Origin of the sequence: Caldanaerovirga acetigignens (genome assembly GCF_900142995.1) — a bacterium.
Classification (GTDB): Bacteria; Bacillota; Thermosediminibacteria; order Thermosediminibacterales; family Thermosediminibacteraceae; genus Fervidicola; species Fervidicola acetigignens.
Map to the genome: position 1 here is coordinate 1 of NZ_FRCR01000006.1, position 12,822 is coordinate 12,822.

Here is a 12,822-nt window from a genome sequence, read left to right on the forward strand (position 1 = left end):
TCTGCTGTTCCAAAACCCGCATACTGGCGCATGGTCCACAGCCGGCCCCTGTACATGGTGGGCTGAATTCCGCGGGTAAAGGGATACTCTCCCGGAAATCCCAAATCTTCTACGTAGTCCATTCCCTGCACATCTAATGGTGTATACAAGCGGTTTACTTCTAAATTGGAACCCGTGTGAAATCTTTCGTATCTCTCTGGCGTCTTTTCTATTACTTTTTTAACTGTAGAATTTTCCCATCTTACCTTCTCTTTTTCAATTCTCTTGAGGGATTCCTTGTCAAACATAGACAGCCCTCCCAGTTAATACTTTCAAGTATTATTATTTCTATATAAATGGAGAAAATCCTTTATTTTTGTATATTCTCAATCCCTCCCCGAAATAAGGGAGGGATTGAAGAAATTTGCTATATCCATCCTCTTAGTTTTAATGCTTCGGTAATTCTTTTAATAGCCAGCATATAGGCAGCTTCTCTCATATTAACATTGTATTGTTTATGGATATAAAAAACTTCGTTGAATGCTTTAACCATGACCTGTTCAAGCCTGTTGTTTACTTCTTCTTCGGTCCAATAAAAATTCATCAAATTTTGGACCCACTCAAAATAGGATACCGTTACGCCTCCTGCATTGCAAAGTATATCCGGTATAACCAAAACACCCTTTTTGTAAAGGATTTCGTCGGCTTCCGGTGTTGTCGGGCCGTTTGCCGCTTCACCTACGATTTTTGCCTTTATGTTGGCTGCATTGTTGCTTGTAATCACGTTTTCCAAAGCGGCTGGCACCAGTATATCTACATCGAGCTCCAGTAGTTTCGCTCCCGATATTTCTTTGCTTCCAGGAAAACCTTTTACGGTTTTATTTTTCTTTTTATATTCATTAACCGCTTCGGGGTCTAAGCCATCGGGATTATAAACACCACCCTGGGAATCATTTACGGCAACTATTTTGCAGCCTAACTCATATAAAAGTCTTGCAGCGACACTGCCGGCATTTCCGAATCCTTGAATTGCCACAGTGGCTTTTGTAAGATCTAAACCTATTTTTTTTGCCGCTTCGCGGATGGTAAAAGTTGCTCCTCTAGCTGTTGCTTCGTTTCTTCCTAAAGAACCTCCTAAAACTATGGGTTTTCCAGTTACCACCCCAGGAGTGTTATAACCTTTCAACTGGCTGAATTCATCCATAAACCACGCCATGACTTGCGCATTTGTATAGACATCTGGAGCGGGTATATCTTTTTCAGGTCCGATTATTGGACTTATTGCCCTGAAGTAACCACGACTCAATCTCTCCAATTCTGATTTAGATAGTTCTTTAGGATTGCAACGAACGCCGCCTTTGCCACCGCCATAAGGAATACCCACGACTGCACATTTAAAAGTCATCCATGCAGATAGGGCTTTTACTTCGTCCATGGTAACATCGGGATGAAACCTTACGCCGCCTTTTGCAGGGCCCAACACTGTGCTGTGCTGGGAGCGATAACCAATGAAGGTTTTTATGCTGCCGTCGTCCATCCTAATAGGGATCGATACGGTCAGGACCTTTTCGGGTTCCTTAAGAACTTCATAGACCGATTCTTCAACTCCTAGTTTGTCACAAGCAATTTTAAGTTGTTTTTGCACAATCTCAAATGGATTTAATGTTTCGGCCATAAAAAAAGCCTCCCTTTTTATATTTTAACAAAGGGTAGTTTAGGATAAATTTTCGACTAGACTGCAACCAGCATAAAAGGCCTTGATGTTAAAATTCTCTGTGCCTTTAGGGACTCTATTTAAAATAGCCTTTTCTGCTGCCTGCCGCGATACTACTTTCGTCAACTCTGTAATTACCCCAACAGCAACAATATTAGCTACCATACTTTTTCCAATATCTTTTCTTGCGGTTTCAATGATCGGCAGTTGTATTATTTTATTTGAAGTGTCCGCTTCCTTTATTGATGAATCCAATATTATTATTCCATCTTCAGCCATATTGTCTTTAAATTTATGGAACGCTTCATCTGTCAAAGCTAGCAAAATTTGTGGCCGCGTAACCTTTGGATAGTCAATTTCACTACTGCTTATTACTACTTCAGCGCGACTTGCACCCCCCCTTGCTTCGGGACCGTAGGATTGAGATTGCACCGCATTTTTGCCGTCCAGAATGGCGGCTTCAGCCAATATAATTCCTGCTAAAATAAGCCCCTGGCCGCCCGAGCCGCTAAGCCTTATTTCTATCCGTTCTTCCACTTTCATTCCTCCCTTTGTGCCCGCTTAATTATTTTCATATATTCTTCTGTATACTCAGGAGCATTGATTTCCGCAAATTCTCCAATAACTATCTTGCTTGCCAGTTCTTCTTTTGTCATCTTTTCAGCTGATTTTGCAGAAACTGTATTGTCTCTCAATATTTCCATCATTCTTACGGGAGAACCTAGTTTGTTTTTGCGGCCGAAATAAGTAGGACAAGTGCTTATTGTTTCTACAACCGAAAATCCCTTGTGCATAAGGGCTTTCTCAATAAATTTTATGAGTTGCGGTACATGATAAACCGTTCCCCTTGCTACATAAGTGGCGCCTGCTGCTTCTGCTAATTTGCAAAGGTCAAAGTTCCTATCTATGTTCCCGTAAGGAGCAGTTGTAGCGTAGGCGCCTACGGGAGTTAAAGGAGAATACTGGCCGCTTGTCATTCCGTATATGCTGTTGTTGAAAACGATAGTTGTTATGTCTATGTTTCTTCTGCAGGCGTGTATAAAGTGATTGCCTCCAATAGCTGCACAATCGCCATCCCCCGTCAACACTATCACTTTGAGTTCGGGCCGCGCAAGTTTTATACCTGTTGCAAAGGCCAGCGCTCTACCGTGAGTGGTATGAAGGGTATTGAAATTTAAGTAGCCGGGGGCCCGAGATGAACATCCGATTCCTGATACGATACATATTTTATCTTTATCCAATTTTAAATTGTCAATAGCTCTTACCAACGCACCTGTAACTATCCCATTTCCGCAGCCAGGACACCAGATATGAGGAAGTTTATCTATTCTATAATATTTTTCCAAACTTTTACGCATTTTTATTTACCTCCCGAACTTTAGCGATAACTTCGTCGGGATTCATCAATTCCCCGTTATATTTATTAAGCCCGAAAATGTTAAACTTGCCCTCGCAGGCCGCTTCTACTGTTTCTATTAATTGCCCGAAATTCATTTCGGCTACAATTACATTCCGGACAGTCGATGGCAATTCTCGAAATGCTTTTTTGGGAAACGGCCATATTGTCTTCAAACGTATTAAACCAACTTTCTCCCCTTCGCTTCGTAATATTTTGACAGCTCTTATGACAGAACGAGCAGTGGATCCGAACGAGACTATTATGGTTTCGGCATCTTCTGTGAAATGATTCTCATATTCTACTATCTCGTCTATGTTGTTGTAAATTTTCCTCATCAATCGCGTTATCAAATATTCAGTAACTTCTGGTTTTGTGGAGGGGAAACCAGTTATATCGTGGATAAGACCTGTAACGTGGTAGGGAACACCTTCTCCGAAGTTTACCATAGGAGGTATTCCATCGCCGTCATAGTCCTGATAAGGGTTGTAAATGCTAATTTTTGACAAGTCAACCTTCTTCCTGTTTATGATCTTTAATGAGGCTGGATCAGGCAATTGAACTTTTTCTCTGAGATGTCCCACAACTTCATCCATCAAGAGAATGCAAGGAACGCGGTATTTTTCCGAAAGATTAAAAGCTCTTACCGTCAAATCGAAAGCTTCCCTGACGTAAGAAGGAGAGAGCACTATAATGGGATGATCGCCATGGGTTCCCCATCTAGCTTGCATTACATCTCCCTGGGCTGGCAAAGTAGGTTGCCCTGTGCTAGGGCCTCCCCTTTGAACGTTTACAATTACGCACGGCACTTCGGTAAGACATGCGAAACCGATGTTTTCCTGTTTTAAAGAGAATCCCGGACCACTAGTAGCTGTCATAGCTTTAAGACCTGCAAGCGAAGCTCCGATTACGGCTCCCATGCTGGCTATTTCATCTTCCATCTGTATGAACTTTCCACCGACTTTGGGAAGCTTTTCGGCTGCAAGCTCTGCTATTTCTGTAGAAGGAGTTATAGGATAGCCGGCATAGAATCGCATACCGGCGGCTATAGCCCCTTCAATACACGCTTCATTACCCTGCATTAATCTAGGTATACTACTCATTGCTATCCTCCCCTTCTACGACTATGGCAAAATCAGGACACCTCAATTCGCATAGCATACACCTTATGCACGCTTCAGGATTTGCCACAACTGGTTTGTCGTTGTCTGAGGAAAATACTTTTTTGGGGCAAAAAGCAATACAAATTCCACATTTCTTGCAGGCTCTTTCATCAATCGTGATTCGAGCCGATCCTTTAGTCACTTTGTCACCCCGCTTTTATAAAGCTGGATATTTTCTACACTGTATTATGTATTCTAGACAATAGAAAATTATCCTTCTGTATTTTGAGAAAAAAAATAAATATACTAAAAAACCTGAACTATTGTATACACAGCATCTTTTAGTATATTTCGGTGTTAAATATGCTTTTTTAGTTGTTTTAGTTGAAGCACATATTCATAAGGAACGGGTTGGCTTCCCATTATTAAAGGTTTACCGTGACAGTCAGACCCTCCGGTCATCAGTAAACTGTATTTCGCCGCAATGCTTTTGTAGTATTGTACTTTTTCCTCATCATGGTCCTTGTGGTAAACCTCGATTCCTTGAATACCATAATTTATTAAAGATTTAACTATACTTTGATTTTTTACCTTTCCTGGATGGGCTAGGACAGGAATTCCTCCACTTTTTTTTACTATGTCCACGGCATAGTAAGGCGTTATTTTTTCTCTAGGCACGTATGCTGGTTTTCCCTTATCCAAATAAAACTCGAAGGCTTCTTCTATAGAAGATACAACTTTTTTTTCCACAAGGGCCATAGCTACATGAGGCCTCCCAATGGATGCACCAGATGCTTTTGCGATTATATTTTCAAAGTCTATTTCAATGCCCAAATTTTTTAGTTTTTCAATTATCCTCTTAATGCGTTCTATGCGCTCCTCTTGCAATGCCCTTAGCGTCAATTTCAAAATACTGCTTTTCCAGTTGATGTAATATCCCAAAATATGTACTTCTTCTTCTAAATAAAATGAGTTTATTTCGATTCCCGGAATTACTTCGAAAGATGAATATTCTTTGGCTCTATTTAAGGCAGGTTCTATTCCTTCTATGGTATCGTGGTCGGTAATGGCTATTGCCCGCAATTTCAACGAAAATGCCTTATCAACTGCTTGTTCAGGTGTCAAAGTTCCATCGGAATATGTGGTGTGGATGTGAAGATCGACTCGCATGAGTTTCCTCCCGCGGCTATGCTAAGATTATTTACATGATAGGGTTGAAAGATTCTCTTATTAAGGCATCATCGGGGTTCAACGATAAGCTTGATAGCAGTCCTTTGCTGACCATCTATTTCAATATCAGTAAAAGCCGGTATACATATTAAGTCGATTCCGCTTGGGGCTACAAACCCTCTAGCAATGGCTATTGCTTTTACTGCTTGATTTAAAGCTCCGGCACCAATTGTTTGAATTTCTGCTTTGCCGTTTTCTCTAATCACACCGGCGATGGCTCCAGCTACCGCATTGGGATTGGACTTTGTTGAAACTTTCAATACTTCCATAAATTGATTCCTCCTTGATATAATTAGCTTATTAAAATTATTCTATGTGTCTGGAGAAATTCCTGTTTAATTTAACAAGAATTTTTATTATTTAATAATTAATCTTTGTATTTTCATTGCAAGACCAGTTTCTACATCAATTTCTACGACAATAGCATTAAGCTGAGAAGTCCCTTTTGCTACCTCAAATCTTGTCGGCATTTGAGTTAAGAATTTCCTTATAACAGGCTCTCTTTCGATGCCTAGAATACCATCGTAAGCCCCTGTCATTCCCACATCAGTAATATAAGCTGTTCCTTTGGGAAGTATCCGCTCGTCAGCAGTCTGAACATGAGTATGAGTTCCAGCTACTAACGAAACCCTGCCGTCCAAATACCAGCCGAGCGCCTGCTTTTCCGAAGTGGCTTCCGCGTGAAAGTCGACTACAATGATATTGGTGAGCTTTTTTAGCTTTTCAAGTTCTCTGTCGGCCGTTCTGAAAGGGCAATCCAGATCTGGCATGAAAACTCGACCCGATATATTTAAAATCCCTATTTTTACAGTTCCATCTAATTCTATTATTTGCGAACCCCTTCCTGGAGTTCCCGGAGGATAGTTGGCCGGACGCACCATTCTCAATTCTTCTTCTATAAAATCGAAAATTTCTTTATTGTCCCATACATGATTGCCCATGGTTAGAAAATCAATGCCATAAGAAAAGAGTTCTTCTGCTATCTTTTTCGTTATACCATTGCCTCCGGCGGCATTCTCGGCGTTAGCAATCACAAAATCGACACTGTATTTACATTTTAATTCAGGCAAAACTTCTTTTATTATCTTTCGACCGGGTCTTCCTACTACATCTCCAATAAACATTATGTTCAATGTTTTCACTCCTTGCTTTATATATTTGCAAAAAAAGTGCGCAAAACATGCGCACTTTTATTTTGCGTACTCGGTCGCTCTAGTTTCTCTTATTACATTTACCTTAATTTGTCCTGGATATTCAAGTTCCTCTTCCACTTTTTTTGCGATGTTTCTTGCAAGTTCTATTGCCCCTAAGTCGTCTACTTCGTCTGGTTTTACCATTATTCTAATTTCACGACCAGCCTGTATGGCGTAAGCTTTTTCTACACCTTTAAAGGAATTGGCAATTTCCTCTAGTTTCTCAAGTCTTTTAATATAGGCTTCTAACGTTTCACGTCGTGCACCAGGCCTTGCAGCTGAAATCGCATCCGCAGCTTGAACTAATATGGCCTCGATAGTCGTTGGTTCAACGTCATTGTGATGGGCAGCAATGGCATTTACTACTTCTGGTGGTTCACCGTATTTTTTAGCAAGTTCTGCTCCTACCAACGCATGAGGACCTTCCATATCCTGGTCTACGCTCTTTCCTATATCATGCAATAAGCCTGCACGTTTTGTAAGCTGAACGTCTACTCCTAATTCTGCAGCCATTGTTGCAGCTAAATGAGCAACTTCTATAGAGTGTTGGAGCACATTTTGTCCGTAACTGGTTCTAAATTTGAGCTTGCCGAGATAGCGAATAAGGTCGCTGTGAAGGCTATGAATGCCCACATCAAAGGTTGCCTTTTCTCCTTCTTCGCGTATAATATTTTCAATTTCTTTTTGGGCCTTTTCAACCATTTCTTCTATTCTTGCTGGATGGATTCTACCGTCTATTATTAACTTTTCAAGGGCAATTTTTGCTATTTGCCGCTTGATTGGATCAAAAGCAGAAAGGATGACGGCTTCGGGGGTGTCATCGATAATCAAATCTACCCCTGTTAATGTTTCGAGGGCCCTTATATTTCTGCCTTCTCGTCCAATTATTCTACCCTTCATTTCATCATTGGGAAGGGTTACTACAGAAACTGTAGTTTCAGCCACATAATCGGCAGCGCATTTTTGAATAGCGTAAGAAATTATTTCCTTTGCCCTCTTTTGGGCTTCTTCCCTAGCTTGTGTTTCAATTTCTTTAATCAACATTGCCGCTTCGTGACGGACCTCTTCTTTTATTTTGTTTAACAGGTAATCTTTTGCTTCTTCAGAGGTCATTCCTGAAATTCGCTCAAGTTCGCTCAACTGCTTTTTATGAAGTTCGTTAGCTTTCTCGAAAAGCTTGTTTACCTCAATTTCTTTTTTAGCTATAGCATCCTCTTTCTTTTCTAACATTTCCGCTTTTCTTTCTAAAGCCTCTTCCTTCTGAAAAAGGCGTCTTTCCGATCGTTGAAGTTCATTACGCCTTTCTTTTAATTCTCTTTCAAAATCGTTCTTTAACTTTAAAATTTCTTCCTTTGCTTCAACAATCGCTTCCCGCTTGATTGACTCGGCTTTTTCCTGAGCTTCTTTTATAATTTTTTCTGCTTCTTTTTCGGCTGATGCAATTTTAGCTTCAGCAATATATTTTCGAAGCGAGTATCCGATTAATAAGGACAATAATCCGGAAATAGCTGCATATATTAGTGTATTGATACACATTCACCTCCTTAAATAAATATCCCAGATATCTAGACATAAAACAAAAAACCGAGGGGAACTCGGTTTCACGTAGGGTAGTGCTCTAAATTTAATTTATTTCGCGCCCCCAAACCTCCCAAGTTTGCTGTGAGTTAATGTATGAAGCTTCTTAAATTTTATTTTATACCTTTTGTATATTACTGTCAAGCACAAGCCAGTCTTTCCAATTATTGCTTGAATCTTTTTAAGCATTTTCTTTAGAACTGCAAACTGTTACGACGCTTTCTCCGTCTTTTATTTCGACTTTGTAAGCTAAGTCAGCAATTTCGCTCAAAAATTGGTTATGGGTGACCATTATTATCTGTCTTTTGAAAACTTTACTAATCTGTTTTAAAAAATATGCAACGTTAGCTATGTATTCACTGCTTACATGCTTTGCCGGTTCGTCAAGAATGATGGGGCCGTTTACATAGGTGTTGCTGCATTGTATTATTGCAATTCTCAAAGCTAAAGAAATTACATCGACGATTCCGCCGCCCCTTGCATCTTGCGGTTTTGTTATTACGCGGGTATCTCCATAAGATGAAACCACGTAAAATTCAGCTTCTGGTCTTCCTCGAACTTCGCTGAGTTCTATTTTAAATTCTATATTTTCTCCAAAAATGAATTGCAAACAGCGCGTTACCAACATTTCGATTTGTTGCTTTACCTGTTCTCGAGCGTAATCAGAGGTCTTTTGGAGTAAAATCCTCACCTTTTCCAGTAAATCGATTTCTTCTTTTAACCTTTCAAGCTGTCTTATTTTATTAGCCTTTTCTTCCTCCAAACTGTCCTTAATTCTTTTCCTTACCGTGTAGTCCAGTATAAGTTTTTGGGTTCCACTTTCTATTCTTTCGATTAATTCTTCCATTCCCTCCATGGTAGCCACTCCTATAATTCCTCAGGGAGTAATTTTTTAGCTTTTTCTATCAGAGAATTGATTTCCCGGCTCAAGTTTTCTATTTCTGTATCTAAATTTTCTGGTTTAACGTTCAGTTTATCAAGCTCATCTAATATCTGCTGTCTTTGCTTTAGGAGTTCTTCGAGGCGAGCTTCTGCCCTATATCTCATTGCCTTGGCTTTGTCTATTTTTGTTTTTAATTCCTGGATTTCCTTTTCGGGATCTACGTTCATTGATCATCCCCCGCTTTTTAATATTTCGGCCGCTATCTGGTCAGCTCTAGCATCATCTATGGAATTCATACAAGTGGGGCACTTTGAAAGTTTTCTTAGAAGTTCAGCATATTTTGATGCGAGTGATGTTAGGTCTTTATTATTTTGCATGATAAAAGCCCGCCCTTTAGTGATAGAAGCTTCGACTTCGTTTAAAGCATGCTTATATGAAATAAGACTGGATAGTTTTTGATTCAGTGAACTTGCTTCATTTATGAAGTCATCGAGCTTTTCAATAGATTTAAATTTTTCCAGTTCAAGATTTAATCGGTTTATTTGACTCTCTACTTTGCTTTTCATTTCTTTCGCCTTTTTTAGTTCGGAGAGTTTTTCGCAGCTTCTCTCTAATTGGTTGACCAACAAAACTGTATGATTTAAATCCCTGGTTTTTTCCAAGACTTTTTTAAATGTCGATATTTCGCCATCCATTTTTACGATAATTTCTTTTGCTGCTAGCAATTTTTTCAACCGAAGATAAAACTCGTAAGCCCGATTGTGGTAATAGGAGGCTTCTTCTAACTTTTCGGTCTTTACGATGTTGTTTTGTTCCTTATTTATTTCGTTTTCAATAGATTTTAACCTTAGCTTGCGATCGATGAGATTGGTTTTTACCTTTATAGCGAAATCGATCTTTTCCACAAGGAATTCTGCTTGCGAAACAGTTTCCAGTTTTTTCAAAGTTGCTTGCAAAGTTTTTATTTCTGCGTTGCACGAAGAAAAAATGTCTTTTATAGTTGTTAATTTTTTATACAACAGAGCTTTTTCTCTAAGTTCTTTAACGATACTTTGGAGTGTATCTATTTTCTGTTTCAATAAAGGTAAGTCTTCGTAATCTTGCAGTTTTAGATTTATTTCTTCTATCTCACCTTTAATCGTTTTGCTCTGTTGTTCGGCATTCGAAAGGTCGTTGATTGTCAATCTTTGAGCGGCGTCTATAATATGAATTCCTATAAGCCTGCCGAGCACTCTAGCTCTTACACCGGCATTTTCCGATAACAAAAAAGGACCGTCTAGTTGTTCGGCTAAATTAACAGTGCAGGTCGAATCTTTGTCCAAGTATATTTTAGGTATACCGTGACCCTTAGTGATTTCTACCGGAACCACATTTCCAAAACCTTCAAATATTTGTTCTTTGCCGTTTTTTATTAATATATATCTATTTTTATTGTTTGATCTTTCCCTTGTTATAACCGTTCCGTCATCCATTTCAAGCGTTACGCGACATAAATTGCTACCCACAGATATAAAGTCTGTACCACGTGGTTCGTTATACAAAACCCATTTGAGAGCCCTTATTATGGCGCTCTTTCCCTGATCAGTGGGACCTAATATCACCGTTAAACCTTCGTCAAAAGTAATTTCTGTATTTTTATGGGATTGGAAGTTATTAATTTTAAGTTTTTTTATAAAACCCAATTAGCTCACCCCGTAAATATCGCTGCCATCTTTTTGTGAAAGCATCTCTTGGGCTTTCCCTATTCTGCACAGAGCTTCTTTAACTATTCTGGCGTCCATATTTTGTTTTTTTGTTAACTGTTCCACAATAGCGGTAATGTTTGTAAAATTGTATTCGCCGGTAGAATTTATAACTTGGACAAACTCCGCTAGCTTTTGTTCCCTGAAAGAGTTCTCTTCCAGTTTTTTTCGATCAAAAACTTCATGTCCCGGGCGAGCGCATTTTAAAATTCTCTTTTGTACCTCGATCCCATCTTTTGTGACGTTTAACAAAATTACCGCCGGTATTCGCATCAGTTCGGACAGGGTGCCATCAATGCGTGCAATACTCCCCGGGTTTATAAAATATTTGTTTTCAATGTTTATGATGCCGAATCCTGCGTGATAGTGGCCACTTAGTGTTATGTCGGCTTCCGTTGCCAAAATATCTTCTATCAGCGTATGAGAAACCCCCGGGATAAATGGTTTATCGAGAAGCATTCCGTGAACTAAGTGTATTGCGAAATCAATATCTTCATCTTTTTTGATACAATAGGCGAGCCTTTGATTTTCTGAATCTATTCCATAAAAAAAGTGTTGTCCCGTTAGTTGAATTTTGATTCCTCTATCGTTGAAAAATATTTTTTCGCCGGGATTTATCAGTTTAATAATACCAGCAGAATCTAGAATGCCTAACATAGTGCGGCTTATAGTAGAAGGGTTTTGGCCGTATATATCGTGATTGCCAGCTATAGCATATAAAGGTGGTTTTAGGTCTTTCATTAAAACTACAAAATCTCTTACTAAAGATGGCGATACATCGGGTCTGTCGAAAATATCACCTCCATGAAGCACTACATCAACGTTCTCCTCGTGAGCGATATTAATCAATTCACGTATTTTTACGCGCAAAGTTTCGTAAAAATTATCCGTACGGCTTTGAGGTCCGGTACCCCTTATGTGAGTGTCGGTGAAAAACAAGAAACGCATATCATGATGTCCCTTCTTTACTGTCATTCGCTTTGTTAGTATCAGATTTTATAAGATTATATTTTTCCTTTACCTTAAGCTCTATGGCATTCAAAAGTTCAGGGTGTTCCTTTAAATACTGTTTGGCGTTTTCGCGACCTTGCCCGATGCGTTCCTTTTCATAAGAATACCATGCGCCGCTTTTTTGTATTATGCCCGCTTCGGTGGCAAAATCTAAAACGCAACCTTCCCTTGATATTCCTTCCCCGTGCATTATATCGAACTCGGCACTTTTAAAAGGCGGAGCCACTTTATTTTTAACAATTTTTACCGAAGCTCGGCTACCTATAACTTCGTCGCCTTCCTTGATAACGCTGATTTTTCGAACTTCCATCCGCACCGAGGCGTAAAATTTCAACGCTCTTCCTCCTGGTGTAGTTTCCGGATTGCCGAACATGACTCCCACTTTTTCTCTCAGCTGGTTTATAAATATGGCTACCGTTTTTGACTTACTTATGGAACCGGCTAATTTCCTCAAGGCCTGTGACATCAACCTGGCTTGCAATCCTACGTGGGCTTCGCCCATTTCGCCTTCCAGTTCTGCTTTCGGTACTAAAGCGGCGACGGAGTCTATTACAATCACGTCTACGGCACCGCTTCTTACCAGGGCTTCGGCTATTTCCAAAGCTTGCTCTCCTGTGTCCGGCTGGGAAATGAGTAGGTTATCCGTATCGACTCCCAATTTGCGGGCATAGACCGGATCTAATGCGTGCTCTGCGTCTATAAATGCTGCGGTTCCACCGGCTTTTTGCGCTTCGGCAATGATATGTAAAGCCACGGTGGTTTTTCCAGAGGATTCCGGCCCGAATATCTCGATGATTCTTCCCCTTGGCACCCCACCAACTCCCAGGGCAATGTCCAAAGAAAGGGCACCGGTAGGTATGACCTCGACGCTGAATTTAGACTGGGCTTCGCCCAACCTCATTATGGACCCTTTTCCGAATTGCCGTTCAATCTGGGCCAAAGCCATTTCCAAAGCCTTCTGTTTTTCCAACAAGAAAATCCCTCCAAACGCAT

The 12,822-nt window shown here is 40.0% G+C and carries 15 protein-coding genes; all 15 read right to left on the minus strand.

All coding sequences use genetic code 11. The annotated features are described in order from the left end of the window. A partial coding sequence (locus BUB66_RS05615) for a methylmalonyl-CoA mutase family protein (RefSeq protein WP_244269763.1) occupies positions 1-287 on the minus strand: 287 nt, incomplete at its 3' end. A gap of 119 nt (positions 288-406) precedes the next feature. Continuing rightward, on the minus strand, positions 407-1,654 hold the full coding sequence (locus BUB66_RS05620) for a Glu/Leu/Phe/Val family dehydrogenase (protein ID WP_073255994.1): 1,248 nt from the start codon (positions 1,652-1,654) through the stop codon (positions 407-409). Positions 1,655-1,693: 39 nt separating this feature from the next. Continuing rightward, entirely contained in the window at positions 1,694-2,230 is a 537-nt protein-coding gene (locus BUB66_RS05625) for a 2-oxoacid:acceptor oxidoreductase family protein (protein ID WP_143156230.1), read from the minus strand. Between the two features lie 2 nt (positions 2,231-2,232). Next, positions 2,233-3,051 carry a 2-oxoacid:ferredoxin oxidoreductase subunit beta gene (locus BUB66_RS05630; RefSeq protein WP_073256000.1) on the minus strand — a complete coding sequence of 273 codons (819 nt, stop codon included), beginning with the start codon at positions 3,049-3,051 and terminating at the stop codon, positions 2,233-2,235. Further along, a complete protein-coding gene (locus BUB66_RS05635) occupies positions 3,044-4,192 on the minus strand; it encodes a 2-oxoacid:acceptor oxidoreductase subunit alpha (RefSeq protein WP_073256003.1) in 1,149 nt (382 codons plus the stop codon). Before BUB66_RS05635 ends, BUB66_RS05630 begins: the two co-directional genes overlap by 8 nt. Beyond that, positions 4,185-4,394, minus strand: coding sequence for a 4Fe-4S dicluster domain-containing protein (locus BUB66_RS05640; RefSeq protein WP_073256006.1), 210 nt, complete (start codon positions 4,392-4,394; stop codon positions 4,185-4,187). The genes BUB66_RS05635 and BUB66_RS05640 overlap by 8 nt, the downstream gene beginning before the upstream one ends. Positions 4,395-4,549: 155 nt before the next feature. After that, on the minus strand, positions 4,550-5,362 hold the full coding sequence (locus BUB66_RS05645; protein ID WP_073256009.1) for a PHP domain-containing protein: 813 nt from the start codon (positions 5,360-5,362) through the stop codon (positions 4,550-4,552). A gap of 68 nt (positions 5,363-5,430) precedes the next feature. After that, on the minus strand, positions 5,431-5,691 hold the full coding sequence (locus BUB66_RS05650; protein ID WP_073256012.1) for a stage V sporulation protein S: 261 nt from the start codon (positions 5,689-5,691) through the stop codon (positions 5,431-5,433). 87 nt (positions 5,692-5,778) lie between these two features. Then, complete coding sequence (locus BUB66_RS05655; RefSeq protein WP_073256015.1) at positions 5,779-6,555, minus strand: TIGR00282 family metallophosphoesterase; 777 nt, start codon at positions 6,553-6,555, stop codon at positions 5,779-5,781. A gap of 57 nt (positions 6,556-6,612) precedes the next feature. Next, positions 6,613-8,151, minus strand: a complete 1,539-nt coding sequence (gene rny / locus BUB66_RS05660) for a ribonuclease Y (protein ID WP_073256018.1) — start codon at positions 8,149-8,151, stop codon at positions 6,613-6,615. 223 nt (positions 8,152-8,374) lie between these two features. Then, positions 8,375-9,049, minus strand: coding sequence for an AAA family ATPase (locus BUB66_RS05665; RefSeq protein WP_073256021.1), 675 nt, complete (start codon positions 9,047-9,049; stop codon positions 8,375-8,377). An 11-nt stretch (positions 9,050-9,060) separates the two neighbouring features. After that, a complete protein-coding gene (locus BUB66_RS05670) occupies positions 9,061-9,303 on the minus strand; it encodes a hypothetical protein (protein ID WP_066353417.1) in 243 nt (80 codons plus the stop codon). Positions 9,304-9,306: 3 nt separating this feature from the next. Further along, a complete protein-coding gene (locus tag BUB66_RS05675) occupies positions 9,307-10,758 on the minus strand; it encodes an AAA family ATPase (RefSeq protein ID WP_073256024.1) in 1,452 nt (483 codons plus the stop codon). After that, positions 10,759-11,766 carry a metallophosphoesterase family protein gene (locus BUB66_RS05680; RefSeq protein ID WP_073256027.1) on the minus strand — a complete coding sequence of 336 codons (1,008 nt, stop codon included), beginning with the start codon at positions 11,764-11,766 and terminating at the stop codon, positions 10,759-10,761. A 1-nt stretch (position 11,767) separates the two neighbouring features. After that, complete coding sequence (recA, locus tag BUB66_RS05685; protein WP_073256030.1) at positions 11,768-12,802, minus strand: recombinase RecA; 1,035 nt, start codon at positions 12,800-12,802, stop codon at positions 11,768-11,770. Between the last annotated feature and the right edge of the window lie 20 nt (positions 12,803-12,822).